At 57.8% G+C, this 26,317-nt stretch carries 22 protein-coding genes and 1 tRNA gene; 9 read left to right on the forward strand and 14 right to left on the reverse strand.

Going from position 1 to position 26,317, the window contains the following annotated elements; translation table 11 throughout:
- The first annotated feature begins 283 nt into the window (after positions 1 to 283).
- Positions 284 to 375 (forward strand) — tRNA-Ser (locus FEF65_RS03565).
- 111 nt (positions 376 to 486) lie between these two features.
- Here the strand turns inward: FEF65_RS03565 and FEF65_RS03570 are convergent.
- Positions 487 to 1,887: a tetratricopeptide repeat protein gene (locus FEF65_RS03570; RefSeq protein WP_138238425.1), complete on the reverse strand. Its 1,401-nt coding sequence runs from the start codon at positions 1,885 to 1,887 to the stop codon at positions 487 to 489.
- A 618-nt stretch (positions 1,888 to 2,505) separates the two neighbouring features.
- On the opposite strand from FEF65_RS03570, the gene FEF65_RS03575 reads away from it, so the two are divergent.
- On the forward strand, positions 2,506 to 3,762 hold the full coding sequence (locus tag FEF65_RS03575) for a glycosyltransferase (RefSeq protein WP_138238426.1): 1,257 nt from the start codon (positions 2,506 to 2,508) through the stop codon (positions 3,760 to 3,762).
- Positions 3,763 to 3,782: 20 nt separating this feature from the next.
- On the opposite strand, the gene FEF65_RS03580 is transcribed toward FEF65_RS03575, so the two are convergent.
- Entirely contained in the window at positions 3,783 to 8,357 is a 4,575-nt protein-coding gene (locus tag FEF65_RS03580; RefSeq protein ID WP_138238427.1) for an NAD-glutamate dehydrogenase domain-containing protein, read from the reverse strand.
- Between the two features lie 94 nt (positions 8,358 to 8,451).
- On the opposite strand from FEF65_RS03580, the gene radC reads away from it, so the two are divergent.
- Complete coding sequence (gene radC / locus FEF65_RS03585; RefSeq protein ID WP_138238428.1) at positions 8,452 to 9,126, forward strand: RadC family protein; 675 nt, start codon at positions 8,452 to 8,454, stop codon at positions 9,124 to 9,126.
- 38 nt (positions 9,127 to 9,164) lie between these two features.
- On the opposite strand, the gene FEF65_RS03590 is transcribed toward radC, so the two are convergent.
- The 5 genes from FEF65_RS03590 to sppA form a co-directional block, all read right to left on the reverse strand.
- Positions 9,165 to 9,500, reverse strand: a complete 336-nt coding sequence (locus FEF65_RS03590; protein ID WP_138238429.1) for an ArsR/SmtB family transcription factor — start codon at positions 9,498 to 9,500, stop codon at positions 9,165 to 9,167.
- Entirely contained in the window at positions 9,493 to 10,875 is a 1,383-nt protein-coding gene (locus FEF65_RS03595) for an NAD-dependent succinate-semialdehyde dehydrogenase (protein WP_138238430.1), read from the reverse strand. The genes FEF65_RS03590 and FEF65_RS03595 overlap by 8 nt, the downstream gene beginning before the upstream one ends.
- A gap of 164 nt (positions 10,876 to 11,039) precedes the next feature.
- Positions 11,040 to 11,930 carry a carbohydrate kinase family protein gene (locus tag FEF65_RS03600; RefSeq protein ID WP_170304413.1) on the reverse strand — a complete coding sequence of 297 codons (891 nt, stop codon included), beginning with the start codon at positions 11,928 to 11,930 and terminating at the stop codon, positions 11,040 to 11,042.
- Positions 11,920 to 12,444 carry a putative molybdenum carrier protein gene (locus tag FEF65_RS03605; RefSeq protein ID WP_170304414.1) on the reverse strand — a complete coding sequence of 175 codons (525 nt, stop codon included), beginning with the start codon at positions 12,442 to 12,444 and terminating at the stop codon, positions 11,920 to 11,922. Before FEF65_RS03605 ends, FEF65_RS03600 begins: the two co-directional genes overlap by 11 nt.
- A 34-nt stretch (positions 12,445 to 12,478) precedes the next feature.
- Positions 12,479 to 14,314: a signal peptide peptidase SppA gene (gene sppA, locus FEF65_RS03610; RefSeq protein WP_138238431.1), complete on the reverse strand. Its 1,836-nt coding sequence runs from the start codon at positions 14,312 to 14,314 to the stop codon at positions 12,479 to 12,481.
- A 205-nt stretch (positions 14,315 to 14,519) separates the two neighbouring features.
- Between sppA and FEF65_RS03615 the strand changes: the two genes are divergently transcribed.
- From FEF65_RS03615 to FEF65_RS03640, 6 genes are all read left to right on the forward strand, one after another.
- Complete coding sequence (locus FEF65_RS03615) at positions 14,520 to 15,287, forward strand: undecaprenyl-diphosphate phosphatase (RefSeq protein WP_138238432.1); 768 nt, start codon at positions 14,520 to 14,522, stop codon at positions 15,285 to 15,287.
- Entirely contained in the window at positions 15,284 to 16,081 is a 798-nt protein-coding gene (lgt, locus tag FEF65_RS03620; RefSeq protein WP_170304419.1) for a prolipoprotein diacylglyceryl transferase, read from the forward strand. Before FEF65_RS03615 ends, lgt begins: the two co-directional genes overlap by 4 nt.
- A gap of 250 nt (positions 16,082 to 16,331) precedes the next feature.
- On the forward strand, positions 16,332 to 16,547 hold the full coding sequence (locus FEF65_RS03625) for an exodeoxyribonuclease VII small subunit (RefSeq protein ID WP_138238434.1): 216 nt from the start codon (positions 16,332 to 16,334) through the stop codon (positions 16,545 to 16,547).
- Positions 16,547 to 17,434, forward strand: a complete 888-nt coding sequence (locus FEF65_RS03630) for a polyprenyl synthetase family protein (RefSeq protein WP_138238435.1) — start codon at positions 16,547 to 16,549, stop codon at positions 17,432 to 17,434. Before FEF65_RS03625 ends, FEF65_RS03630 begins: the two co-directional genes overlap by 1 nt.
- Positions 17,431 to 19,293: a 1-deoxy-D-xylulose-5-phosphate synthase gene (gene dxs, locus FEF65_RS03635; protein ID WP_138238436.1), complete on the forward strand. Its 1,863-nt coding sequence runs from the start codon at positions 17,431 to 17,433 to the stop codon at positions 19,291 to 19,293. Before FEF65_RS03630 ends, dxs begins: the two co-directional genes overlap by 4 nt.
- A gap of 9 nt (positions 19,294 to 19,302) precedes the next feature.
- Positions 19,303 to 20,046, forward strand: a complete 744-nt coding sequence (locus FEF65_RS03640; protein ID WP_138238437.1) for a TlyA family RNA methyltransferase — start codon at positions 19,303 to 19,305, stop codon at positions 20,044 to 20,046.
- Positions 20,047 to 20,106: 60 nt separating this feature from the next.
- On the opposite strand, the gene FEF65_RS03645 is transcribed toward FEF65_RS03640, so the two are convergent.
- From FEF65_RS03645 to purE, 7 genes are read right to left on the reverse strand one after another with little or no spacing between them, the layout of a single operon-like run.
- Positions 20,107 to 20,586, reverse strand: a complete 480-nt coding sequence (locus FEF65_RS03645; RefSeq protein ID WP_138238438.1) for a low molecular weight protein-tyrosine-phosphatase — start codon at positions 20,584 to 20,586, stop codon at positions 20,107 to 20,109.
- Positions 20,576 to 21,238 carry a tRNA (adenosine(37)-N6)-threonylcarbamoyltransferase complex dimerization subunit type 1 TsaB gene (gene tsaB, locus FEF65_RS03650; protein WP_202978221.1) on the reverse strand — a complete coding sequence of 221 codons (663 nt, stop codon included), beginning with the start codon at positions 21,236 to 21,238 and terminating at the stop codon, positions 20,576 to 20,578. Before tsaB ends, FEF65_RS03645 begins: the two co-directional genes overlap by 11 nt.
- Before the next feature lie 5 nt (positions 21,239 to 21,243).
- Positions 21,244 to 22,107, reverse strand: coding sequence for a UTP--glucose-1-phosphate uridylyltransferase GalU (gene galU, locus FEF65_RS03655; RefSeq protein ID WP_138238439.1), 864 nt, complete (start codon positions 22,105 to 22,107; stop codon positions 21,244 to 21,246).
- A gap of 57 nt (positions 22,108 to 22,164) precedes the next feature.
- Positions 22,165 to 23,406, reverse strand: a complete 1,242-nt coding sequence (gene ccsB, locus FEF65_RS03660; RefSeq protein ID WP_138238440.1) for a c-type cytochrome biogenesis protein CcsB — start codon at positions 23,404 to 23,406, stop codon at positions 22,165 to 22,167.
- A gap of 22 nt (positions 23,407 to 23,428) precedes the next feature.
- On the reverse strand, positions 23,429 to 25,117 hold the full coding sequence (locus FEF65_RS03665; protein WP_238701157.1) for a cytochrome c biogenesis protein ResB: 1,689 nt from the start codon (positions 25,115 to 25,117) through the stop codon (positions 23,429 to 23,431).
- Between the two features lie 32 nt (positions 25,118 to 25,149).
- Complete coding sequence (locus FEF65_RS03670; protein WP_238701158.1) at positions 25,150 to 25,695, reverse strand: L-threonylcarbamoyladenylate synthase; 546 nt, start codon at positions 25,693 to 25,695, stop codon at positions 25,150 to 25,152.
- A gap of 22 nt (positions 25,696 to 25,717) precedes the next feature.
- Positions 25,718 to 26,188 carry a 5-(carboxyamino)imidazole ribonucleotide mutase gene (gene purE / locus FEF65_RS03675; RefSeq protein ID WP_138238442.1) on the reverse strand — a complete coding sequence of 157 codons (471 nt, stop codon included), beginning with the start codon at positions 26,186 to 26,188 and terminating at the stop codon, positions 25,718 to 25,720.
- Between the last annotated feature and the right edge of the window lie 129 nt (positions 26,189 to 26,317).

Consider the following 26,317-nt stretch of genomic DNA (forward strand, 5'->3'; position numbering starts at 1 on the left):
GGGCAACGGTTCAGGTTGGCATAAGTGCAGAAACGGTGCATATCATGCTGACAACATATGGAGAGGTACTCGAAGCGGTCACAACGGCACCGACTCGAAATCGGTTGGGGGCGAAAGTCCCACGCGGGTTCGACAAATGTGCAGGAGCAACATTTGAACGCCGGAAGTATGACGGCGGCCCCGTAAGGGGTGAGGGGCAGGAGCCCCGAATCATCCCGCCCGCAGGGCAACGGTTCAGGTTGGCATAAGTGCAGAAACGGTGCATATCATGCTGACAACATATGGAGAGGTACTCGAAGCGGTCACAACGGCACCGACTCGAAATCGGTTGGGGGCGAAAGTCCCACGCGGGTTCGAATCCCGCCCTCTCCGCCACATATAAAAAGAAGGGGCTCCATTGCGGGGGCCCTTCTTTTTTAACCTGTGCAGGCCCCTGATCGGGCCATTGCCGGGGTTACATGAGTCGGGTCTTCGGTGGGGTCGCGCTTATCGCCGTTGAAAGCGTTGCTTCATTTTCGCGTCCCATGAGCCATCGCGCTCCTTGTACAGGATAAACTCCTGTTGAACCGAACGGGCATCCGGAGCTGCTGTTCCATGAACACGGACGACCCCTGAAAACTCGGCATACATGAGGTAGTGCCAGGCTCGTCTGTGGCGATCAAACTCCATTCGTTGAATGACCCTGACAACCCCCAGCTTCCAGCTGACCAAATCTTCTGATTCGATATGTGGACCAAACCAGTATGGAGGAATTCCATGCTCGTTCACTTCCTTACTTACAAGGCGTATGACCTCGTAATTTTCCGGCGGAATAACATCCTCTGCCCATATCGCCTGATTGAGCGCATCCCTGAAGCCAGGTACCAACTGGTTTGCTGCTCGAAATTCCTGCGCAGCGGTTTGGAAATCTGTCTGGTCGAGAAGGTTAACACCGCGCTGGTAGTGCTCTGCTGCCTCAACCTCATTCGCCAGTCGGGTATAGTGGTCTCGTAACTGGGCTGCATCCCGGAAGCCAAAAACAAACTGCTCGCTTTTGCCAAATGCGCCTGCAGCTTCCCTGTAGTTCTGCGCGTTCGCCAAACGCAAGCCTTGCTCGTAATAGCGTCTGGCATCCTCTTCATCGGCCAGTTTTCTGTAGCGCTCAGCCTGAGCCCGGGCATCGCGAAAATCAGGGACATATCGAACGGCCTCGGCAAACTCCTCAAACGCATGCCGATATTCGCTGTTCTGAGCCGCCGTTTCAGCCCGCCCATAGTGGTATGTTGCATCGGCCTTATCTGCGAGCTGCTTATATCGATAGGCCAGTGCACTTGCATCCCTGAATCCGGGAACATAATGATCTGTTTTTTCAAAGTGTTGCGAGGCAGAGCGAAAGTCCTGGTTGTCGGCCCGCATTCGGCCCTGGTCATAGTGAAAAGAAGCCGCCTGTTTTCGAGCGTTTTCGAGCGCGTTGTGGATATCGGGCGGGGCAATATCAAATATGGCGCGAGCCGGGGCATCAAGACGATCGGGTACTGATTTCTGGCTGGTAAGATAAGCCCTTAACCGGGTTTTGATTTGCAATATCTGCTGCTGCATGTTTTCAATGAGCTGATAGTTCTCTACCGACTGATCCCATTGCTCCGCATGGGCCTGCAATTCCGCCTGTGATTGAGCCGCATTAAAAGCCAGTGTCGAGACCTGAGGAAACAGCATCAGTGTTTTGGTGTTGCTGATGTCATGGGTCAGTGATGCAACAGCATGGTCATATGCGGCTTGCACATCACCATGCTTCAGGCTCTGCTCAAGGAGTTGAAATTGCTTGTCCGATGCCGAGCTGCATGAGGTAAGTGCCATGGTCAGCATGATCAGGACAGCGCCTATAGCGCGAAGATGTTTGTTGAACATGTCTCCTCCATTTTCAAAGGCTTAAAATCGCTGTGGCCCGGAGCAGGCAGCGTTCGCCCGGGCACCGAATCCGTTTCTCATGACGCCTGACTCAAAGGTTCCTGGTCAATGCAGCCAGCCGGAGAATATGGCTTTCCTGCCTGCCTGTGGCCCTTTAAGCGATAGATGCATCAGCATAGTAGATGCAGCATGGTTTCGCAGTAGACGTATCGGGCATTACGCCGTCAAGCGCCCGTCGGCTGCGCAATCTGCGCTTTTGTTTTGAACGATAAAAAGTAGTCGTTTAAGGAGATGCTGATTTATTGCCCTCCTGGCAAAAATCAGTTCGCAAAGACAAAAGCGTGGTTTTGTCTTTGCTTACAAATCAGACACTTACGTGTCTGATTTGATTCGCTGCATCCTGCAGCTCACCCGGCGGCGGCAAAGCCGTCCAATCCGGCTATCCTGCCGGATTGTGGCGTCCATCCATGGCTCGCTCGGAAGCGCCTAATTAATCAGCGCTTCCTTAAGGAAACGCTGAATAAATCAGTATCTCCCTGATGATGTGCGCTGATGGTACATGGTTGTAGATGATTCTCCTCTCTTGACCGGCCATAGCCGTACTGCTGTCATGGAGCAATGACGTTGCAAACTGAAATTTCACGTGTGCTGGTGATCGGCAGTCTATGGCCGGAGCCGGCCTCATCCGGTGCGGGGCTGCGTATGCTGGAGTTGTCACAACTCTTTGTTCGGCAGGGGTGGCAGGTGACGTATGCCTCAACGGCAGCCGTCAACGAGCACTCGGTGGATCTGAGTCTCCTGGGTATTAGCTGTGTGACGATTGCGGTAAATGACAGTGGATTTGACCACTTTGTGGCCGGGCTGCAGCCGGATGTGGTGCTGTTCGACCGCTTTAGCATGGAAGAGCAGTTCGGCTGGCGCGTGGAAAAAGCGTGCCCGGATGCGATGCGCATCATTGAAACGATTGATCTGCACCTGTTGCGTGAGGCGAGGCAGCAGCTGGCGAAGGGCAATCGCTCGGTGATCAGGCAGCCATCAAAGGCGGCGCTGTTCAATGATATTGCGCTGCGCGAAATTGCGGCGCTGCTCCGCTCTGACTTGTCTATTCTGGTTTCCGATTTCGAGATGCAACTGTTGCAGGAGCAGTTTTTACTTGCGCCCGCGCTGCTGCACTACTGTCCGTTTATGTTTGAGCCGGCTGATTTGCACAGGGCTTCACCCGCATTTGAGGCGCGTCGTCATTTCATCACGATTGGTAATTTTCGTCATCCGCCGAACTGGGATGCAGTGCTGTGGCTGAAAGAGGCGATCTGGCCTTTGATCCGGCGCGAGCTGCCGGATGCGGAGCTGCATGTCTATGGTGCCTATGCTCCGCCCAGGGCAACGGCACTGGATGATCTGAAGAGCGGCTTTCGGGTTCCGGGGCGGGCGGCGGATGTACATACCGTGATGCAATCGGCCCGTGTTTGTCTGGCACCGTTGCGCTTTGGTGCCGGCATCAAGACCAAGCTTGCCGATGCGATGATCCATGGCACGCCCAATGTCACGACCTCGATCGGGGCAGAGGGCATGCACGGTGGTCTGCCGTGGGGCGGTGCTCTGGCCGATGATGCGGTGGCTTTTGCCGCAGCCGCAGTGGCGCTATACCGGGATGAGCGTGCATGGCAGCACGCACAGGCGGATGGTCAGGCGATTGTGCAGGCGCTCTTTGATGGTGAGCGCAACGGACGGGCGCTGATTGCCCGCATCCGGGAGATCAGGGCACGTCTGCCTGAGCATCGGCTGGATAATTTTGTCGGAGCCATGTTGCGCCATCACCATCAGCGCAGTACCGAATTTATGTCGCGCTGGATCGAGGCGAAAAACCGCACCTGATCCTGCGGTGGGGGCTGTTTTCAGCTGATATCCTGATTGCTGATGTCATGGCTGCTGTCGATGATGGTTTCAAGACGCGTCAGAGCAAGCAGCAGACGCATGCGGCGTGACTCAGGCGATATCTTCGGCAGCTCCAGCTGTTGCTGGCGGAATGCCTCGATCGCCGGCCAGTAGGGGTGTTGATACCAGAGCAGGCTGGCGGTCTCTTCAAATGGCTGGCCGGGCTTGGCCAGCAGGCTGCGGATGGCACGATTTTGCAGGCGGGTCAGCCGGTGCAGCCACTCACGCCGCAGGTTATGGGCATCGTCTTCTGCCCACTCCGGCGAACGCAGCGGGCGCTCCATCTCGTCAATCGGGAGTAGCGCCAGGCAGGCGCGGCTGGCACTCAGGCAGCGCCCGAGCCCGAGGCCCATGGCGGAGGCCAGATGTACGGCGCTGGCGGCATGTGCCAGCTGTGGCAGTACGGCCAGCTGGTGCATTTCGGTCTCGGCCAGGCCGGATGCGCTGATTTCTGCATTGACGGCAACTTCTGTCTCCTGCTGCTGGCGGAAGCTGCGCAGCCCGTGCAGCTGGCTGTTGATCCAGGGCAGATCCAGCTGCTGAACGGAGGTCAGGCGCAGCAGCTGTTCGGCAAACAGCATCAGCGACTCCTGAATGGTATGTTGCAGGCGTACGGCCAGCGTCATGTCGCTCACGTCACGCCAGATGGCTTCGCGAAGCGGTGCGGCATCAAGCAGTTCCTCGGCAATCAGCAGTGCTTCCACAATGTGGCCGGTTGAGGCATCCACCAGCGTTTCCAGATGATGAACGCTGCACAGACCCAGATGGTTGACGACATGGTTGGTGACTTGCGTATTAATCAGTTCGCTGGCCAGAGGGTGGCGGAGATAGGCGCTGCCATATGTGTGTAGCAAGGCTTCCGGGAAATATTGCTGTAGTTCACGCAGGCGGAAGACGCTGACCTGATCAAAGCCGGTTGCGGAGAGACGGGCATGAATACGATTTTTCTCCTGTCCAAGCAGGATGGAGAGCTGTGGCCGCAGATGCAGCAGGCCATTGTCATCGATGCCGGGGGCAATCGCTTCATTCAGCCAGCCCTGATTGGTGAGGCCGTCGCGAAGTCGTTGCAGGCGGGGCGGATATCGCCCGGCATCGAATTCAGCCATGGTCAGGGCACGCGATTGCCACAGGTTGTCGGCCAGACACTGGGCGGTAACGGCATCGGTGAGCCTGGCAAGTATGCGATTCCGTTTTTTCACGCGCATTCGGATTTCCGGCACATTGAAGAGAATCTTCAGGTTGACCTCATGGTCGGACATGTCGACACCGGCCGAGTTATCCATGGCATCGGTGTTGATCATGCCGCCCATACCGGCATACTGGATGCGGGCCCGCTGGGTCAGCCCCAGATTGCCCCCCTCACAGATAATCTTGCAGCGCAATGCGCCGGCATTGATACGAACGGCATTGTTGGCCGGATCGCGTACATCGGCATGGCTTTCACTATCAGCCTTGATATAGGTGCCGATGCCGCCGTTATAGAGCAGGTCGACAGGGGCTGCGAGGATGGCGCGGATCAGCTCCTCACCGGCCATGGTGCCGGCGCTGATACCAAGCGCTTTTTGCACGCTTTCTGACAGCTCAATCTGTTTGCTGCTGCGCTCAAATACGCCGCCACCGGCACTGATCGTTGACGTACGATAGCTGTCCCAGCCGAGGGCTGCGGCAAACAGGCGCTGACGCTCGGCAAAGGCGCTGGCGCTATCCGGTTCCGGATCGAGAAAAATATGGCGATGGTTGAATGCGGCAATCAGGCGCAGTGACGGGTTCAACAGCATGCCATTACCGAAGACATCGCCGCCCATATCGCCGATACCGACACAGCTGATCGGGTCACGACAGGCATCAACCCCCAGTTTGGCAAAGTGATGGGTGGCGCAGACCCAGGCTCCACGGGCAGTGATGCCTACGACCTTATGGTCATAGCCATGGCGTCCGCCACTGGCAAAGGCATCATCCAGCCAGAAGCCTGCGGCCTGCGATTCATCATTGGCATCATTGGAGAATTGGGCTGTGCCCTTGTCTGCAGCCACGACCAGATAGGGGTCATTGGCATCGTTGTCGGGGATTTGAATACCGGCCGGTGGCTGCACGGCGCCTTCAACCAGGTTGTCGGTCAGGGCCAGCAGCGTTCTGATAAATGCATGATACTGTTGCAGTACAAACGGTGTGCCGCTGCCACCGCGAATGACAAATCCCCCCTTGGATCCGGTGGGAACAATCTGGCCGTTCTTGATGGTCTGGGTACTCATCAGCTCCAGCACTTCCGTACGGAAATCAGCCGGCCGATCCGAGTAACGGATGCCGCCACGGGCAATGGGGCCGGCACGAAGGTGGACACCTTCAACACAGACGCCGTGGACGAAAATTTCACGCCATGGTTTGGGGCGGGCGGCAAAGCTCAGGCGCCCCGTATCAATCTTGATACCGACCGGGGCGCCACGCGGACGAATAAAGGCATTGGTACGCAGTCCGGCTTCCGTCAGCTCGGCCAGTGCCCGGAACCAGCGGTCATCCGCCAGGCTTGCGACATGCTGCATCGCCTGTTGAAAGGCAGCGCGGCTTTCATCGAGGAAGCTTGCCGGCATATCGGTGAGATGGCGGGCGGCAAAGAGCTGTTGCAGGCAGGCACTGACCTGCGAGTGCCGCAGCATCATATCGGTCAGCGGCAGGATGGCCGCATCGGGCAGCAGCTGGACCAGATGGTTGCGCAGGGTGATCAGTATGGCGATCTGATCAATATCCAGTGCTGCGGCAATCATCAGGCCGTTGATGGCATCATGGTCGGCCTCACCGTTAAGAACGAGGGTCAGCCCGCGTTGCAGTCGCTGATGATCTTCCCGCTCAAGGTGGCGGGGGCTGCGGCAACTTAACGAGGAGATATAGATACAGGCGGAGGCTGCCGAACAGCTTTGTGCGTTGCCGAACGGAACCAGTGACTCCTGAATCGGATCCAGACCGAACAGGCGAATCATATCGACCAGCTGGCCCAGTGATGGCTGCTCCAGTGAATAGATATGCAGCTCGACAATATTGTCGTTGCGCAGTTTCTGGGTGATATGAACACAGGTGCGACCATGCTCCAGCAGTCGCTGTCGCATTTTTATATCCCGGGCAAACTGGGCCGGGGGAAACAGATCCTGATAGAGCGAGGGGACTGATTCGAGCTCCCGTAACGCATCCGGTATATTGAATTCGACGGCATGACGAAGGATCTCGGCCTTGGCCAGGTCTTTCCAGAAGACGATGCACTGGCGAATCAGCCCATTGAGCTTCGCACTGTCGATATCGGCGTGCTGGCGGGCGATGCCGATCAGAATCATGCGGTAGGGGCCGAGGCCGAATGATTCATAGCCATGGGTGGGGATGCCGGCCTCTGCCAGCGTATCGATGATGCGTTGCATGACCAGCGGGCCGAAACGTTTGGCCGCAATGGTGACCAGCAGGGTATCCAGATTGCCGCGACGGGATGGCAGGATGCAGGAGACCAGCTGTAACGGGTCGGCCAGATCGATCACCGCTTTCAGTGGCGCGAGCCAGTCGGGCGCCCTGGTCGCCAGCAGGATGCGCTTGGGCATGCGGTCGAACAGGGTGCGTATCTCACGGCGATAAAATGCCGAATGCTGCAGCAGCGGGTCTCCGGCCAGCGGGTGCCAGCGAGCGGCCAGCACCGGCAGATAACTGGCATTGGCAAAACGGGCGCTGCGAGAGAAATGACCGATCAGCAGCGCATGGTCGAGCTGGCCGCCGGGACCGGTCCAGCAGATGCGGACGACCTCAACACTGGCGGCGCTATAGAGGTAGTGCTGGGCGGCGGCAAGGTTGATCCACTCGACTCCCGGCTTGCCGGGGCCGGGGCAGGCCTGAATCTCTTCGAGCAAGCCATGTGCAACCCGTCCAAGTACCTTTTTATTGCGCAACAGGCCGAGTCGTCTTTCTGCATGGCTGACGCCGAAAAACAGATAGTGATCCTCGTTCATCCACTCCAGCAGCGCCGCCGCATCCGGTTTTTCGGCGACCAGACGCGAAATAAACTGGGCGACATCCTTACGCATCTCCATGAAATCCTGCACTGAAAGGTCGACGGCCATCAGAATGGCCTGCATGTCGAGTCTCAGTGGTTCCGCATTCGGGGTCAGGGTGGCAGAGATATGGATGGCGATGAACATGAAATTGTCTTCGTCATGAATATCCGGGTTGCGCAACTCCAGGTCACAGCCATCTGCGCCGCAGGGCATGCGGGCCACCATGGTTTGCTGACCGATCGGCTGGATGCCCTGTCGCAACAGATAGCCCTTGATGGCGTCGAGATAAAAGGCCTGGTCGGGGCAGCGGATCGTGAAAATATGGCGGTGCAGGTCACCGTGACTGAGGGTGCGGGTATGCATCTCCACCCGTTTGCTTTTACCCATCGGCAGCAGCGTGTAAAAGTCATGGACCAGCGCCGCCATAAGGCGGGGCTGAACCGGCGCCATGCGGTGCTGCATGCGTGCCTGATCAAGCAGGTCGATGAGTTGTCGACGAAGATGACGCATTGCTGGAGTGTAGCTGCACAGGTTGCGTGCTGTCGAATGATTATTTGTGTTCCGCCTGTTTGACGGAGCCGATTTTTTGGGCTTTGATCAGGCCATGGACGAGAGTATCAGAGGCCATCGCCACCGTTTGCGTCAGCGTTTCCTCACCCACGGTTTCGAGGGCTTTCACGACTACGAGGTGCTTGAGCTGTTGCTGACCTACGCCATGGCGCGTATTGATGTCAAACCGCTGGCCAAGCGCCTGCTCGCCCGCTTCGGGACGCTGGCGGGGGTGTTCGATGCATCACTGGTTGAGTTGCAGCAGGTGCAGGGGATCGGAGCGGGAGGCGCGCTGTTTTTATCGTTGATTCGGCAGGTGGAGGTGCGCTATCTGGCCTCCGATCTGCCCGGCAGAAACGTATTTGATCGACCTGAGCGGGTCATGGCGTATCTGCGCCTGCTGGTACAGGGGCGCAGCATGGAGTGTTTCGGTGCGATCTTTACCGATCAGCAGCATCGCTTGATTTCCGCCCGGATCCTTTTTGAAGGCACCGTCGATCGTACGGCGGTATATCCGCGTAACCTGTTGAAGCAGGCTCTGGAGCTGGATGCCCGCGGGCTGATTCTGTTTCATAATCATCCGGGAGGTACTGCGTGTGCCAGTGCCGAGGATATGGCTCTTACGCGTCGGCTGGCGGATGCATGCGTGCCGCTGGATATGACCGTCCTTGATCATTTTCTGATTGCCGACAATGAGGTGCTTTCCTTTCGCGAGCATGGCTGGTTTTAGGCTGCCTGCCGTCCTGTGATGCCGGTGCGGGCGCTCTGTCAGGCGTCGCTGCAGTCTGAACGGACCATTTGTAGCCGGCATCGATCATCCTGCAACAGGGGGGACAGGCAGTCGTTCAGTATGGATACAAGCGGCGGTGCCAGTGGTCCGCATGTGCGATAATACATCCACTTGCCATCACGACGGGTCGCTACAAGACCGGCATGGCGAAGCACGCCAAGCTGACGTGATACGGTGCTTTGCGGCAGTGCGAGGGCGTGAGTCAGATGGCATACACAGAGCTCATCATGGGCTGCGATCAGGGCGAACAGCCTCAGCCGTATCGGCTCACCCAGCGCCTTGAATGCTGCGGAGATACGATCGCTCTCATCCATTTGATGCCCTCCCGCAGACAACAGTCTTGATGTTGACGAACTCCATCATGCCGAAGGCACCAAGCTCGCGCCCGTAACCGCTCTCCTTGATGCCGCCGAAGGGGAGGCGGGGGTCGGAGCTGACGCTGTCGTTGATCGCGATGTTTCCAGCCTCAAGGCGGGCTGCGATGGTCATGGCCCGATTGCGATCTGCGCTGAATATGGCGGCACCGAGGCCAAGTGATGAGTGGTTGGCCAGCCGGATCGCCGCGACCTCATCAGCGGCACGGATCAGGCTGGCCACCGGACCGAAGAGTTCATCATCAAAGGCGGGCATGCCGGGCTCTACCCCCTCCAGCAGGGTGGGGGGATAATAGAATCCATCGCCCGGCGGGATGATGCCTCCGAGTATGCGGCTGGCCCCGGCGGTGATGCTCTGTCGTACCTGGCGATGCAACCGTTCTCTCAGATCGGCACGTGCAATCGGGCCGATGGCGGTTTCATCCTGGGCCGGATTACCGCTGACCAGAGCTTTGATCAGGGTGATGACCCGCTGCCTGAACTCATCATAGACGGCATCCACGACAATCCAGCGTTTGGCGGCAATGCAGGTTTGCCCGCTGTTGTTGAAACGGCTGGCAACGCATTTTTCGGCGGCCAGTGTCAGGTCGGCATCGGCCAGTACCAGGTAGGGGTCGCAGCCGCCAAGCTCGAGTACGCATTTCTTCAGATGACGGCCGGCCTGAGCCGCCACACTCCGGCCCGCCTCACGGCTGCCGGTCAGCGAGATGCCGGTGATACGTTTGTCGGCCATGATCTCTGCCGTCTGCGGCTCATCGGTGAAGAGGCAGTCGCAGGCGGTGATGCCGGTCTGATGCATCAGCTGCAGCAGTGCAATGGCGCAACCGCAGGTGCTGGTCGCCGGCTTAATGGCTACGGCATTGCCGCTGAGCAGAACCGGGATGGCAAAACGGATCACCTGCCAGAAGGGGAAGTTCCACGGCATGATGGCCAGGATCACCCCCTGGGGATCGAAGCGAATCAAGGCTTTGCGTCCATCCAGATCGACAGTCTGCGGTTGTAGCGATGTCACTCCGTGCATGGCGGTATGGCGACAAAGTAGCGCACATTTTTCGATTTCGGCACGGGCCTGTCGAATCGGTTTGCCCATTTCAGCGGTCATCAGCTGTGCCAGTGCTTCGCAGTCTCTCTCCAGTGCATCGGCCAGTTGCTGTATGCAGGCGGCCCGCTCATGGACGGTTTTTCCTGCCCACTCTGTCCATGAGGAGCTGAGGCGGACCAGTTTTGCGGCGATGGTGTCGCTGTCATCTTGCCGGTAATCGGCGATCCGTAACCCTGTCGCCGGGTTGATTGAGGTAAATGCGGGCTCGTGCATAGAAGTTTCTCCCTGGCTCATGGATGATGGTTTTCGCTCAGGCCATGGAGGCCCGCCAAAACCATGCACTGTAAGTGTTTGGTTGCTTCAGAAAAGGAAAAATGACTCAGGCACTTGCCTTTGCAGGCTGATATTTGCCCGAATGGCAATAAATCAGCAGCTCCTTAACTGGTTTGTGCGGCTAGCAGGGAGGCGACGGCAGCAGCATCCGGCAACGCGGTGCGGGCCCCCAGTCGTGTGCAGGTCAGGGCGCCGGCTGCAGAGGCGTAGCGCAGCAGTTCAGGCCATGGCATCTCCCGGGCAACGCCTAAGGCAAAGGCGCCATGAAAAGCATCTCCTGCACCGGTGGAGTCGATAGCGGTGATGTTGAACGCCGGCAGTGACCCGAATACGCCATCCCGCGACCATATCAGCCCCTCTTCACCAAGGGTGATGATCGCCGTGTTGCCTGTTCCGGCAAGGCAGTTCAGTGCCTGCATCATATCATCGGTCCGGGCATACTGGCTGGCGAATCTGGCCGATGCGACCAGATAGTCGACGCGGGGGGCAAGCAGTTGGGTGCCGCGATGCAGGGAGCCCGCATCGAGTACTGTTTTGCACTGTTGCAGGCGAGCCTGCTCGCACAGTTGCAAGGACAGATCCGGCTCATGGCCATCGAACAACAGCACTGCCGGCGACCGGTCAGGAACTGCGGTGTCGACCGCCAGTGTCGGCGTATCCCCCTTGAAATTCACCACCGAGCGCAACCCGTCCTGTTTGGCCAGTATTTGTGAGACAGGGGTCGGATGATCGCCACGGACAACGGCCGTTGTATCAACGCCTGCCTGCTGCAGCTCCTGCAGGTGTGCCTGGCCAAACAGGTCGTGGCCGAGATAGCCACAGAATGCGGCGTGCCCGCCCAGCCGGGCAATGCATACGGCAGCATTGGCGGCCGGTCCCCCACCGGAGAGTTGCATGGCATGGGCGGTGATTTTTTCATCGCTGGCCGGGTGATGCGTCACCGCCATGCTGATATCCCATGAGGCATGGCCGGTGCAAAGCACATCATTGATCATGAAGGGGACTCCCGCTAATGATGTCCGGCCTCTCTGTGGCGCCTCTGTTGTGGGCGAGCTGGCGAAAGAGCTCATCAAGCAGCTTGTGCGCCTGTCGGTAGACGGGGCATGCTTTTCTTTCACGCGGGCCGGCAATATTCAGTACATGTATCTTTTCTCTGTGGTACCAGTGCAACAGGTCGGGGTCGAGAGGCGTATGGCCTTCCTGCAGTGAGGTGACGAAGAACGGTTTGTTCAGCAGCTGGCAATAGCGGATGGTTAATGCGGTGCCGCCCGTCGGTTCACCGGCACAGATAATCAGGGTGGCATCGCTGTCGCGCACATTCCAGCGGGTTCGCGTCTGATAGCCATGGCCGCGTGTCTCTGTAAGCGGGTAGTGCGCCGGAATCGGGCCATCGAGCGCTCTGCGTCCGCGCGGGCGCCAGCCTCCAATGGCGATGCCATGCTCCATAGCCGCATCAAGTGCGGCACGATCGACGCCGGTCTGACCGCCGCTGACTATCTTGCGGATCATCCCCGCTGCCGTTCTGTCATCTGTGCAAGCCTGTTTATTCTACGTGCAGATTGCACATGGCAAGGGCACCGGTGTGCGTCGGGGGCAGGCCGAGCCAGGTGGCAATATGCCGCAGGCTGGCAGGTGTGATCGCGGTGGCTGGCAGACTCTCTGCTGTGATGAGGCTGGCCAGTGCCCGCATGCTTCCCGGCAGCAGTGCATCTGCTTCGCCGAGTATACCGGCAAGAATCATGTCGGCGATGCCCTGTTCAGGCTTGAGCCAGGTGCGGCCATAGTCATCGCCGATTGCAGCCAGATTAGCGGCAGCAGCAATGGCATCATCAAAACTGCCCAGATGATCCACCAGACCGATCTGTTTGGCATCGCGGCCGCTCCATACCCGTCCCTCGGCGATCGACTCAACCCGGTTTTCATCCAGCTTTCTGCTCGCCGCGACAATGCGGACAAAGCGCTGGTAGACATCCGAGATAGAGAGTTGCATGACGCTGGCCATCTCTGCCGGCATGGCGCGGTCGGCGCGTATACCACCGGCAATGGCGGTGGTGCCGAAGCCGTCATTGTGGATACCGAGTGATTCCAGCCCCTGCTGCATGTTCAGCATGACGCCGAAGGCGCCGATCGAGCCGGTGATGGTGGTTGGGGCAGCCCATATTTCATCGGCGGCCGTGGCGATCCAGTAGCCCCCGGAGGCAGCAGCACCGCCCATGGAGACGACGATCGGTTTGCCTGCTTTTTGCAGGCGAATCATTTCACTGCGGATCATTTCAGAGGCCTGAGCGCTGCCACCGGGGCTGTCGATGCGCAGTACCACAGCCTTGATGGCCGGATCTCTTGCTGCGCGCCGGAGCATGCTGGTCATCGAATCGCTGCCGATGCTTCCGGCCGGCTGGATGCCATCAAGGATCATGCCGCTGGCGGTAATAATGCCAATGCGGTTTTTGTGCTCTGATTTGTCATTGTCGACAGCTGCACGCAGGTAGTCACGGAAGGCGATAGTCGGATAGTTTCCTGCAACGATATCAAGAGCGCCGGCGATATAATCTTCGATGGCTCCTGCATCAGCCAGTTCGTCGACCAGCCCTTCTGCTTTGGCAAGCTCTGCCAGACTGCCGTGATGTGCCTCGAGGTACGAGGCAGGGGCATCAAGTACCGCCTGCAGTCGCTCCGGATGCAGTTTGCGCATAGCGGCGATATCCTGAAGGTAGCTGCTCCACAGTGTATCCAGCAGTGCCTTGTTGGCCTCCCGGTCATCCGCTGACATATCATTCCTCAGCAGGGGCTCAATGGCTGATTTATATTTGCCGGCCCGGAATACCTCGGCCTGAATATGTAATCGGTCGAGTGCATCGCGAATGTAGTTGCGATAGACGCTGAAGCCTTCGATGCCGACATAGCCCATCGGGTGCAGGAAGATCGTGTCAGCGGCTGCTGCCAGATAATATTGTGACTGGCTGTAGTTCGGGCCGGTGGCAATGACCATCTTGCCTGCCGCCCTGAATGCAGCGATGGCCTGCTGTACCTCCCGCAGAACGGGCAGTGAGCTGTGCTCCATATCGTCGAGCTTGAGGATCATGATGCGGATGCGGGAGTCGCTGGTGGCGCGTTTGATTGCAGCGGTCAGGTCGTGCAGTCGCGTCTGGCTGGTAGCCAATCCACCGGTCAGAGGCAGGCTGGCCGGGGTGGGGAGCTCCAGCTCCTCGACAATCGGGCCATGCGGATCGATGATCAATGCCGCCTGATTGGGGACCTTGGGTTGCAGGGTCAGCATGATGGCGACATAGGCCAGGATGATCAGCAGGAACAGCCCGTTGACCAGAATGCGGCGCAGTCCGTCGAGTCCGCGCAGCAGACTGCTGAAAAATTGTCTCATGATCCATTCACCTCAATATATGACCCGCATCTGCGGCGGTTTGCCGGCAGGGATGTCCCGATCCTTGATAGCGGCAGCGTAGCAGTGTCGTTTCGAAAAAACATCACGTAGGGTATCGGCCCGGCTGTCGAACGGTAGCCCTGGCGTTGCCGGATTGCTGTTTGAAACAGGCAAAAATGCTGATTGTGTGTGCGAGGAACCGTTGATGGATATCTTACAGGCGATGATTCTTGGCCTTATCGAGGGGGCTACAGAGTTTTTGCCGATCTCTTCCACCGGCCACATGATCGTTGCAAGCGACTGGCTTGGTCTGTCGCAAAGTGAGGATAACAAGGCCTTTGAGGTGATTATCCAGCTGGCAGCCATCCTTGCCGTGGTGGCCAACTACGGAGAGAAATTCTCGCTGCGTTATCTGGAGTTGTGGAAAAAGGTGGTGCTGGCTTTTATTCCGATTGGTGCCGTCGGCTTTCTGTTGCACAAACAGATCAAGGCCTTGTTCACGGTCGAAACGGTTGCTGTAATGTTTATCGTTGGCGGTATTGTATTCCTGGTTGTCGAGTATCTGCAGCGTGGTCGCGAGTATGCAGTGAAAAAGGTGGAGGATGTCAGTTACAGGCAGGCGCTCTGGATCGGACTGGCACAAATTTTTGCCCTGATTCCCGGTACCAGCCGGGCCGGCGCCTCAATTATCGGGGCTCTGCTGGTGGGGCTGGATCGCAAGTCCAGTGCCGAGTTCTCCTTCCTGCTGGCGCTGCCGGTGATGCTGGCTGCCAGCGGCTTTGATCTGTTGAAGCATTATCATGATTTTGCCGGTGCCCAGATGGCGCCGCTGCTGGCCGGTTTTGTTGTCGCTTTTGTTTCGGCCTGGCTGGTGATGCGCCTGTTTATCCATTTTCTTGAGCGCTTTACCTTTGTTGCTTTCGGTATCTACCGGATTCTTTTCGGCACGCTGTTGCTCTGGATGGTGCTCTGATGATGTGGCCGCAGATCGATCCGGTGGCGCTGCAGCTTGGGCCGCTGGCGATTCACTGGTACGGGCTGATGTATATCGCCGGATTTTCGGCGACCTGGTACCTGGTTCGGTTGCAGTTGCAGCAGGCAGGCCTTTGGCAGACAGCGGTTTCCAGTGAGGCTTATGAAGGGCTTTTTACCGCCCTGATTCTGGGCGTCGTGCTGGGCGGTCGCATCGGTTATGTGCTGTTTTATAACTTCGGCTACTATGTGCATCATCCGCTTGAAATCCTTTATGTCTGGCAGGGCGGGATGTCATTTCATGGTGGTCTGGTTGGCCCTGTGATTGCCGGCTGGTGGTATTGCCGGCGTCATGGATTGCCATTTTTTCAACTGGCCGATCGCTTTTTTACCGTGGCTCCACTGGGCTTGATGTTTGGCCGTATCGGCAACTTTATCAACGGCGAGCTGTGGGGACGGGTAACGGATGTGCCATGGGGCATGATCTTTCCCGGAGCCGGGCCTGAGCCCCGCCATCCCAGTCAGTTGTATGAGATGACGCTGGAAGGTGTGCTGCTGTTTGTGCTGCTCTGGAGTGTGCGTAAACGCGACTGGCCGGCCGGTGCACGCGTCGGCCTGTTTCTGGTCGGCTATGCTGCTGCCCGTATTTTCTGCGAACAGTTTCGGCAGCCGGATGCGCAGCTGGGATTTCTGTTCGGGCCGGTCACGATGGGGATGTTGCTCTCTTCGGTGATGCTCGCGGCCGGCCTGGTCTGGTTGTTTGTGTTGTTTCGTAGTCGGGAAAAAGTGATATAATTATCCGGCATTTGCGGGTGCTGATTGACCGTGCCTGCAGGTCTCCTAGAGTCAGCTACCCTTTTTAGGGACGTGGCCGGGGGATTGCTCGCGGTGATGTTCCGTACAAAGCGGTGAAGCAAGGGCGTTACCCCGTGCTCACAGAATCAGTGGCTGATGCCATCGGTTCAGTCGGGCTGCCCTCGGCCCGTATGGAAGTGCCGAATGAATCTGCTCTTCCCCAAATGTGATGAACGAAGGAGAACCGGTGATGAGCGGTGGTAAAAATGTCAGGGAGCTTAGCTTTGAGCAGGCATTGGCTGAGTTGACTTCACTGGTGGAGAGGCTTGAGTCGGGAGAGTTGTCTCTGGAGGAGAGTGTGGGGGCATTCGAGCAGGGGGTGAAGCTTTCCCGTCGCTGTGAGTCGCTGCTGGATGAGGCTGAGCAGCGACTGCAGGTATTGAATGCCGGAGAGGAGGAGGCCTGATGCAGGCGCCTGAATTTTTAGCCGCCCACGCCGCTGAAGCCGAGCGTGCGATCGCTCAAGTGCTTGATGATCGTGCCAGTGTGGTGCCCGAGCGTCTGCTTGAGGCGATGCGTTACAGCCTGATGGCAGGTGGCAAGCGGGTGCGCCCGGCTCTGGTGCGGGAGTGTTACCGCGCCTGTGGTGGTGTGGATGATGCACGCGTGTTGCCTGCGATGATGGCGATTGAGGCGATTCATACCTATTCGCTGATTCATGATGATCTTCCCTGTATGGATGATGATGATGTCCGGCGCGGCAGCCCGACCTGCCATCGTCGTTTTGATGAGGCGACGGCTGTACTGGCTGCTGATGCACTGCAGGCGCTCGCCTTTGAGTTGCTGGCGAGCGCCGATATCGAGGCGGAGTTGCGTTGCGAACTGATTCGCAGGCTGGCTCTGGCGGCCGGTTGCCAGGGCATGGTTGGCGGCCAGATGATGGATATGCAGGCTGAAGATGGCAGCGGTATCGATCTGATGCAGGTTGAGCGTATTCATCTGCATAAAACCGGTGCCCTGCTTTGCTGGTGTTGCGAGGCCGGGGCACTATTGGCCGGAGCCGGTAGCGATCAGCTTGATGCCTGCTCCCGCTATGGCAAGGCAGTGGGGCTGTTATTTCAGATCGCTGACGATATTCTGGATGCGACTGCAAGCAGCGAGACCCTTGGCAAGAGTGCGGGTAAGGATGCTGCTCAACATAAGGCGACCTATGTTTCTGTGCTGGGGCTGGTGCCGGCCCGGGAGTTGGCGGCTGAAATGCTGGAGCTGGCCATTGCCGCCGGCAGTACGCTTGGCGAAGGCGGTCAGCCGTTGAATACACTGGCGCAATACATCATGGGGCGTGACCGATGAGTTATGAGTTGCTGAAGTCTCTGTGCGGGCCGGATGATCTCAAACAGCTTGCGCCGGAGCGGCTGCCGGAGCTGGCTATGCAGATGCGCCAGTATCTGATCGAAACACTGGCTCCGATTGGTGGTCACCTCGGGGCAGGCCTTGGGGTGGTGGAGCTGTCCATTGCGCTGCACTATCTGCTGGATTCACCACGCGATAAAATTGTCTGGGATGTTGGCCATCAGGCCTATCCGCACAAAATACTGACCGGTCGTCTGTCCGCAATGCCGACGATCCGCCAGTATGGCGGGCTTTCCGGCTTCACCAATCGCAGTGAGTCCGAGCATGATCCGTTCGGTGCCGGTCATGCATCGACGTCGATTTCGGCCGCCTACGGTATGGCTGTGGGACGTGATCTCAATCATCAGGAACACCAGGTTGTGGCGGTGATCGGTGACGGTGCCCTGACCGGTGGTATGGCTTTTGAAGCCCTCAATCATGCCGGTGCCCGCAACAACAAAATGCTGGTCATTCTCAACGACAACGAGATGTCGATTGCCCCCAATGTGGGGGCGATGTCCTCTTACCTGGCCCGTATTATCTCCGGACGATCCTATACGCAGGCGAAGGATACGGCGCGCCGCATTCTGGAAAAATTGCCCGGAGCCCTCGATGCCGCCAAGCGGGTGGAAGAGCATGTGAAAGGCATGATTACGCCCGGTACCCTCTTTGAAGAGATGGGCTTCCGTTATATCGGACCGGTGGATGGTCATGATTTCGGTCACCTGCTGCCAACACTGCAGAATTGTATGCGTCTGAACGGTCCGACACTGTTGCATGTGATTACGCGCAAGGGGCTCGGTTTTTCTCCTGCCGAGGAGGATCCGGAAACATGGCATGGTCTGGGCCCCTACGACGTCAAGAGCGGTGCGCCGTTCAAAAGCAGTGGTAAGGCACCGGCCTATACCCGCGTGTTTGCCGATATGCTGGCTGATCTGGCCGATCAGGATGTGCGCGTCGTAGCCATCACAGCGGCCATGCCGGGAGGAACCGGCTTGTCCCGTTTTGCGGTCAGGCACCCGGAGCGCTGTTTTGATGTGGGTATTGCCGAGCAGCATGCCGCCACCTTTGCCGGTGGCCTTGCGGCGGCGGGAAAACGCCCGTTTGTCGCTATTTACTCAACCTTTATGCAGCGCGCCTATGACCAGATTATTCATGATATATGCATTCAGAACCTGCCGGTGACCTTCTGCATGGATCGCGCCGGCATTGTCGGTGCCGATGGAGCGACGCATACGGGCATGTTTGATATCGCCTTCATGCGCAATCTGCCGAATATGACGGTGATGGCTCCGAAAGATGAGGCTGAGTTGCGGCGCATGCTGGTGACCAGTCTGACGATCGATGGGCCGGTGGCGATCCGCTACCCGCGTGGCAATGGCTACGGTGTCGATACCACCGATGTTTCTCCGCTTGTTGTCGGTGAGGCCGAGCTGCTGGAAGGCGGTGATGATGGTCTCGTGATTGCGGTGGGGACGCGTGTGCGCGATGCCCTGCAAGCAGTTGAGACGCTGCGTCGTGATGATGGGGTGGCGATGACGCTGCTGAATCTGCGTTTTATCAAGCCGCTGGATGAGGCGGCCATTCGGGCGCACCTGAAGCCGGGTAAGCCACTGGTGGTGGTTGAAGAAGGGGTTGCTGCCGGCGGTGTCGGGCAGGAGATAGCCGTGCTGGCTCTGCAGGCGGGGTGGCACGGTCCGTTTGCGCATGTCGCCATGCCCGATGCATTTCCGGTTCATGGGACACAGGCAGAGTTGCTGCGTGATCTGGAGCTTGATGCGCAAGGGATACTCGGTCGTATCAGGCAGCTGGTAGCCTGATTGCCGCCTGTGGCCAAAGTAAAAAAAATCCGGCTGGATGAGCTGCTGTTTGAGCGCGGGCTGTGTGATGATATCGACAGCGCCCGTCGCCTTATTATGGCCGGACTTGTTTACGTGGATGGACAAAAGGCCGATAAGGCCGGGGTCTCATGGCGAGAGGATGTACGCATTGATGTGCGGGAAGTGCTGCGTTATGTGTCACGCGGCGGTCTGAAGCTGGAGAAGGGACTGGCGGTATTTCCGTTTTCCGCTGAGGGCATTGTGGGGCTGGATGTTGGTGCTTCCACCGGTGGCTTTACCGATGTATTGCTACAGAACGGTGCAAAGAAAGTGTATGCGGTGGATGTCGGTCACAGCCAGCTGCACTACCGCCTGCAGCATGATGAGCGGGTTATTAACCTTGAAAAGACCCATGTTCGCAAGCTCGAGGAGTCACCGCTTCCCGAGCCGGTGGATGCGATAGTCATCGATACGTCATTTATTTCACTGACTAAAGTGCTGCCACATGCCTGGCCATTCCTGAAGGCGGGCGGGTGGTGTGTGGCCCTGATCAAGCCTCAGTTCGAGGTGGAACCGCAGTATCTCGACAAGGGGGTCGTTCGTGATGAGGCCATGCGTCAGTGGGCGGTCGAAAAGGTCACAGATTTTGTGACGTCGGAGCTTGCCGGCGCCGAAGTCGTCGGCCTTGATGAGTCCCCGATCAAAGGGCCGAAAGGTAATGTAGAGTTTCTGCTTGGAATCATTCGACGCTGATTAAACGGCCAAAAATATAAGTGGCTGAGCGACGGAGCCGTCATGTTGACGCCCGGCTGCTCAGTGCCGGTGGTTGGACTCGATAAAGTCGAGGATTTTTTCGGCATTGGCAATCAGCATCTGGTAGGCATCTTCAAAGCCATCCGGGCCACCGTAGTAGGGATCGGGCACATCGAGGATCTGTGCCGTGTGTTCAAACTGGCGCATCAGCAGCAGACGATTGGCATCGACCCCCATATTAAGCAAATCACGATAATTGGCCCGGTCCATGGCAATGAACCAGTGCCATCCCTCTACCTTGCTTGCGGTAATTTGCTGGGCGCGATGCCGGCTCAGGTCGAGGCCGTACTCTTTGGCCTTGGCGGCCGAGCGGGGATCCGCCGAGCCTCCGATGTGCCAGTCGCCGGTGCCTGCTGATTCAATATGGTAATGGTGCAGGTTGCGTTTTTCGGCAACGCTTTTGACGACCACCTCCGCCAGTGGCGAGCGACAGATATTGCCAAGGCAGACAAAAAGAATTCGAACCGGTTCAGCGGGCATGAGCACTCCTTTCCGCCTGAGATAGCTGCAGGTAGGCGGGGGACGGGTAGATGGGCAGGTGCCGGTGATCACTGACGGATCGGCTGGCATGTAAAAGTTCGTCGGCCAGGGCTTCTGCCCTGCTGCGGGCGACCGGTTGATAGTGCCAGTCGTTGAGTGGCAATGGTGGTGTGGCCAGCGAGGTAAATGTGGCCGGAGCAAGCTGCTCAACGATATCCTGCCAGCACATGCAGCAATCAGCGGATACTGCTTCCCCGTGGTCGTAACAGCCAACAAAGGCCTCGCCGGCACGGGCATCCTCAAGAATCCATATCGGCCCCTGTGAGTCAGTCTGGCGGGCGGTGATGGCCAGTGATGACATGTGCAGTACCGGCAGTTTCAGCTCTGCATTCAGGCCTGCCAGTGTGGCTGCGGCAATGCGCAGGCCGGTAAATGAGCCCGGCCCCTGGCTGAAGGCCAGTATATCCAGATTCTGCCAGTCGAGCCCGGCCTGTTGTAACAGCTCTGCCAGCATCGGCATGATACCGGTTGAGCGGATGCGCTGATCAGCACCAAGGCTGGCCATATATGTCCGGCTGCCGCTTAGCAGGCAGCCGCATGTCTCGGCGGTGGCTGTATCGAGCGCCAGAATATTCAGTGGACGGGTTTTCACGTGATTCACAGGTAGTCGAGCAGGGCCTGACGAAAGGCGGCGCCATATTCCTTGTGTTGAAGGCCAAGGATGGCATTGGCTTTCAGGAACCCCTCCGGTGTGCCGGCATCAAAGCGTTGCCCGTTGAGCAGTACGCCGTACACAGGCTCCTGTCTGGATAGTGCTGCGATGGCATCGGTCAGCTGGATTTCGCCGCCACTGCCGGGTTGTACATGTTGCAGCAGGTTCATCAGTGCCGGTGTGAAGATATAGCGGCCGACAATAGCGAGTCGTGAGGGGGCGGCTTCAGCGGCAGGCTTCTCGACCATGTCGGTCAGCCTGAGGAGTCCCCCTTCCTCCTGCACATAGTCGACGATGCCGTAGCGGGATACCTGTTCGGCCGGGACCTCAATCAGCCCCAGCACCGAACATCCGGTCTGCTCATGGACCGCGCGCAGCTGTTGCATGGCAGGGATATCGTGCACAATCAGTTCATCGGCCAGTGAGACGCCAAAGGGCTCATCACCAACCCAGTGGCTGGCACAGAGTACGGCATGGCCCAGGCCGAGCGCCTGTTTCTGGCGCACGTAGGCGACCTCCGCCATGCGGGAGACGCGTGATACCTCTTTATAGAGCTTGCTCTTGCCTGCGCTTTTAAGGTTGGCCTCAAGCTCGGCCGAGATGTCGAAGTGGTCCTCGATCGCCCGCTTGCCGCGACCGGTGACGATAATGATTTGATCCATCCCCGCTGCCAGTGCCTCCTCAACGCCATACTGAATCAGCGGTTTATCGACAATGGTCAGCATCTCTTTCGGGCTGGCCTTGGTGGCCGGCAGAAAGCGCGTGCCCATACCGGCAGCGGGGAAGATGATCTTGTTAAGCGGGCGCATACATTTTACTCCGTGGACAGAAAAATGGACGCGCCCATTGTAGCAGAAATATTCGGTTTAGCTCAGCTGGCCGTATGAGTGCAGGCCGGAGAGGTACATGTTCACACCGAGGAAGCAGAATACGGTTACCAGGAAGCCGGCCACAGCCCACCAGGCGAGCGCCTTGCCATGCCAGCCATGAGATACACGTGCATGCAGATAGGCACCGTAAATCAGCCATACAATCAGTGCCCAGGTCTCTTTCGGATCCCATGACCAGTAGCCGCCCCATGCCTCTGCCGCCCAGGCTGCACCGAGGATGGTTGCCAGGGTAAAGGCCGGGAAGCCGATAGCGACTGCTTTATAGGCAAGCTGGTCGAGTTGATCCAGTGACGGGAAGATCGCCAGCATTTTGGATTTTCCGCCATTGGCCTCAAGGCGATAGCGAACCAGATAGGCCATGCCGGCACCGCATGCGACGGCGAATGAGCCGTAACCGACAAAGTTCATCGGTACATGGATTTTCATCCAGTATGACTGCAGGGCCGGAACCAGCGGTTTGATGTCCGCCTGACCCACTGAATCAAGCCAGATGCCGAAAAATACGCCGGCAGCAACCAGCGTCATGACAAAGGCACCCATGGCCTTGGCCTGATAGCGCTTCTCAAGGGCCAGATAGACGGCTGCAGTGATGCAGAACAGCAGGATAAACACCTCGTAAAGGTTGGATACCGGTGCATGGCCGATCTCCATATTAAAGAGGTAGGACTCGTGCCAGCGCAGCAGCAGTGCTGATCCGCCCAGATAGACACCGGTATATGCCGACCATGTTGCTACGCGACCGATAAAGGACTCCGGGGCGAAGAGATAGGCGATATAGGAGACGGCCGAGAAGATGAAAATCACATTCATGGCCATGATAATGCGGCCGGCAAACAGATTGGACTGATTATCATAAGAGATCTGATCTTTGGCCGGCTCAAAGAGCGCCCAGACAGCCGCGAGTATGACCATCAATACAAAGCCATCCAGCCACGGCGTGATGTTGCGGGCTGATTTTGCATTCAGCAGTTCGGGTTTCATCGTCGCGGCAACAACGGCAAGCCCTGCCGCAGCAAGAGCGCCACTTCCCCCCCAGACAAGTCCTTTCAGACTCAGAATCTGATAGAGAAATGCGTCCTCTTCATAGGCGGTTACGCCAAACATGGCCAGTGCGGCAATGCCGGCCATGGCTCCCAGATAAGCGGCAAAGCGCAGATAGGAGATGCGGCCCTGGTTCAGCATGGCCGGGAAGCCGGATTCAGCTGTGATTGCAGTCATTAGTTATAACCTCCGTGTCAGATCAGGATGAAAACGAGGCGAAATCATTATCCATCTTTGTGAACAGATCATGAAAATCCTTATTGAAAACAAGGTGATTGCGGTTTGCCATGCCTGCCAGACTGACCTGTATACCGGCATCATTCGGCTTGATAATCAGCCAGAGTTTCCGGTGCGGCATGTAGAACATGATGCACAGGCCGATGACCAGCAGGGCACTGCCGATCCACACGACATTCATGCCGGGGTCCTGGGCCAGCTGCAAGCCGGTATAGTAGTGCTGATTGAAGTCATCCAGCATAGGGAGAATCGGCCATGGCAGCTGTGGCAGCATGTTGACGGCCTGCAGGGTGCGCATGGCCATTTGCTGGAATCCTTTCGGACGATTGTCGCCAAATACCTCGGTCATAGCCGCTTTAAAGGCTTCAAGATTGGCTTCCTTTGTCTGTTTGCCGTTCTCTGTCAACGCAGCGAGGTGACGTAAAAAGGCATGGAACAGCTTCCATTCATCCTTGTTGGTCAGATCGAGGCCGAGGGCGACCGGTTTATAGTCAGCCTTGTCGCCACTGAGTGAGATCATCAGGAATGAGCCCTGATTGTTGCCATCCGCATCAATGAACGGGTTCATGAATGCCTTGATCTTGACGGCCTTCAGGCCCGGGCCGCGCATTTCGTACTCAACAGCAGGGCCGAGATCCTGGAACTTTTTCGGTTCTCCCGGGTTGGCCATGTTTTCAACATTGTATGGCTTGAAGTCGGTGATTTTCAGAGAGATGCCGGTATCGGTATCAATCCATGATTTGTATACCTGTGTTTTGGCTGTGGTGATTGCCTCGGATCCGTCCATGTGAAAGAGCTTGAATGTGATATCCGAGCCGCCGTCGCCGAAGCTTGCCTGATAAATACGTACGCCTTTGTAATAAAGGGGTTCGTTGACGATGATGTCGGAGGTCAGTACCTCCTTGCCACCGTCGATAATGGTCAGATTACTGCGGAACTCCTTGGGCGCTCCGGTGGGAAAGAAGTCGATCGAGAAGCTGTTGCAGCGAACCTCAAATGGCATGGTGAGGTGGCCGGTTTCTGTGCCCTGAAGAAAAGAGATCTCCTTTTCCGATTTGCCTTCGGGTACAGCCATGTTGCCACGGAATCCATATTGAGCGCCCATCCAGCCGCCAACAAGAATGACGAGGATGGCAGAGTGGACAAGGATATAGCCCCACTTGTTCCAGCGCCCCTTGTCGGCACGCAGATATTGTGTGTCGCCCTCCTCAACCAGGCGGAATTCCCAGCCTTGCAAACGCTGGCGCAGAGACTCCTGCAGGGCGTTGGTGTCGGTCTCCGATGAAAGCTGCCACTGCTTCAGGTAGTTAAAGCGTTTGAGCGCCTTGGCGCTGACGGTGGCCTTGCGAGAGCGCATTTCCTTCAACATTTTCGGTACGTTGCGCCACAGGCATGAGGTCAGTGAGAGCATCAGGAAGCCGAGAATGGTGAGGAACCACCAGGTGTGGTACATGTCGAAAAGGCCAAGTGAACGGAAGACCCAGTACCATAACGGACCGAATTGTTGCAGGTAATCGGTTTGATCCTGATTTTGCAGCAGTACGGTACCGATTACCGAGGCAACGGAGAGCACCACCAGCAGAATAATGGCCAGTGACATTGAGCCAAGGCGCTGCCACAGGTATTTGATGAATTCGGGAAATGATTGCATGGGCGGCATGTTAGCCATTCATGCCGCGTGCGTCATCGGCGAATAAAGGAGGGATTATTGCGCCGTATGCGGATGATCGTTGAACCGCGTCCTGCAGCAGTGTGTCCGCATACGCGGCCATGAATGTAGCGGTGTAGTCGCATCTGGTATTGGCGGCCGGGCTGCTGATGGGCGCCTCCACGGCGATTGAGGCTGCTGGAGGCCAGCAGAGAACCGCTTGCTGCGGCCAGTTGCCGGGTTTGCCTGGATGCATCGACGCGCACGGCCACGAAGCCATGCTGATAACAGCAGGCGGGCAGGCCGGGGCGTCCGGCAAACACCAGTGTGACCGGGCCGGGCCATGAGTTGCGCATGCGACGGCGCAATTCGGGTGAAAAATAGCGGGCAAGGCCGGCCGCTGTCCTGATGCTGTCAGCCAGCAGCAGGAAGGGGCCGGGCCGCTGTTTGAAGCGGATCAGTTGCCGGACAGCTTTGGGCTGATGCACGCAGGCGGCAATGCCGGGCAGCGTTGCGGTATGGTGAGCAATCAGTGCGCCCTGGCGCAACAGGCCGGCGCCACGCAGTGCCGCCAGCTTCATGCGGATTGCGGTGACGGCAGGATTACTCAGCGAGAATCGCCTCAGCCTGTGCCTTGCGGTCTGCCAGCAGCTTTTCTGTCAGTGTGTCATCATGCTGGGCCAGCATCTGTACGGCCAGAAGGCCGGCATTCTTGGCGCCGTTAATACCTACGGTTGCGACCGGCAGGCCGGGAGGCATCATGACGGTGGAAAGCAGGGCATCTTCGCCGTTCAGCGGGCCGGATGCGATGGGAACACCGATGACAGGGCGAACGGTTTTGGAGCAAACCACACCGGCCAGATGGGCAGCCATGCCTGCAGCACAGATGAATACCTGGCAACCGGCAGCTTCCGCGTCCCTGACCGCCTGTACCGTCGCTTCAGGTGTGCGGTGGGCAGAGCGTACCAGCGTCTTGTAAGCCACGCCGAACTCCTCGAGCACCGCCTCGGCCTTGGCCATGACCGGTTTGTCGGAGGCGCTACCCATCAATATCAGTACCTTGATTGCATCCATGTCTGTTAAACCTCTTTCTGTTTAAAAGGGGGAATGCGCGACGGCGCTGCTCCTTTCCCTTTGCCATGCTGTTGTTTATGTGCCGCAGGTGGCACGACGATGACCCGGGTCACCGCTTGGTTGCCGGAG

The organism is Mariprofundus erugo (assembly GCF_005818865.1).
In the GTDB taxonomy this organism is placed as follows: domain Bacteria; phylum Pseudomonadota; class Zetaproteobacteria; order Mariprofundales; family Mariprofundaceae; genus Mariprofundus; species Mariprofundus erugo.

Bases quoted from the DNA above. Each gene is read 5' to 3' on its own strand.
- sppA (WP_138238431.1), bottom strand. From the start codon at position 14,314: ATGAGACAATTTTTCAGCAGTCTGCTGCGCGGACTCGACGGACTGCGC.
- FEF65_RS03645 (WP_138238438.1), bottom strand. From the start codon at position 20,586: ATGCCCGCTGAACCGGTTCGAATTCTTTTTGTCTGCCTTGGCAATATC.
- FEF65_RS03625 (WP_138238434.1), top strand. From the start codon at position 16,332: ATGAGCGGTGGTAAAAATGTCAGGGAGCTTAGCTTTGAGCAGGCATTG.
- FEF65_RS03630 (WP_138238435.1), top strand. From the start codon at position 16,547: ATGCAGGCGCCTGAATTTTTAGCCGCCCACGCCGCTGAAGCCGAGCGT.
- FEF65_RS03595 (WP_138238430.1), bottom strand. From the start codon at position 10,875: ATGCACGAGCCCGCATTTACCTCAATCAACCCGGCGACAGGGTTACGG.
- FEF65_RS03600 (WP_170304413.1), bottom strand. From the start codon at position 11,930: ATGATCAATGATGTGCTTTGCACCGGCCATGCCTCATGGGATATCAGC.
- FEF65_RS03590 (WP_138238429.1), bottom strand. From the start codon at position 9,500: ATGGATGAGAGCGATCGTATCTCCGCAGCATTCAAGGCGCTGGGTGAG.
- FEF65_RS03605 (WP_170304414.1), bottom strand. From the start codon at position 12,444: ATGATCCGCAAGATAGTCAGCGGCGGTCAGACCGGCGTCGATCGTGCC.
- FEF65_RS03575 (WP_138238426.1), top strand. From the start codon at position 2,506: ATGACGTTGCAAACTGAAATTTCACGTGTGCTGGTGATCGGCAGTCTA.
- radC (WP_138238428.1), top strand. From the start codon at position 8,452: ATGGACGAGAGTATCAGAGGCCATCGCCACCGTTTGCGTCAGCGTTTC.
- FEF65_RS03670 (WP_238701158.1), bottom strand. From the start codon at position 25,695: ATGAAGCTGGCGGCACTGCGTGGCGCCGGCCTGTTGCGCCAGGGCGCA.
- FEF65_RS03665 (WP_238701157.1), bottom strand. From the start codon at position 25,117: ATGCAATCATTTCCCGAATTCATCAAATACCTGTGGCAGCGCCTTGGC.
- ccsB (WP_138238440.1), bottom strand. From the start codon at position 23,406: ATGACTGCAATCACAGCTGAATCCGGCTTCCCGGCCATGCTGAACCAG.
- FEF65_RS03615 (WP_138238432.1), top strand. From the start codon at position 14,520: ATGGATATCTTACAGGCGATGATTCTTGGCCTTATCGAGGGGGCTACA.
- purE (WP_138238442.1), bottom strand. From the start codon at position 26,188: ATGGATGCAATCAAGGTACTGATATTGATGGGTAGCGCCTCCGACAAA.
- dxs (WP_138238436.1), top strand. From the start codon at position 17,431: ATGAGTTATGAGTTGCTGAAGTCTCTGTGCGGGCCGGATGATCTCAAA.
- FEF65_RS03570 (WP_138238425.1), bottom strand. From the start codon at position 1,887: ATGTTCAACAAACATCTTCGCGCTATAGGCGCTGTCCTGATCATGCTG.
- galU (WP_138238439.1), bottom strand. From the start codon at position 22,107: ATGCGCCCGCTTAACAAGATCATCTTCCCCGCTGCCGGTATGGGCACG.
- FEF65_RS03580 (WP_138238427.1), bottom strand. From the start codon at position 8,357: ATGCGTCATCTTCGTCGACAACTCATCGACCTGCTTGATCAGGCACGC.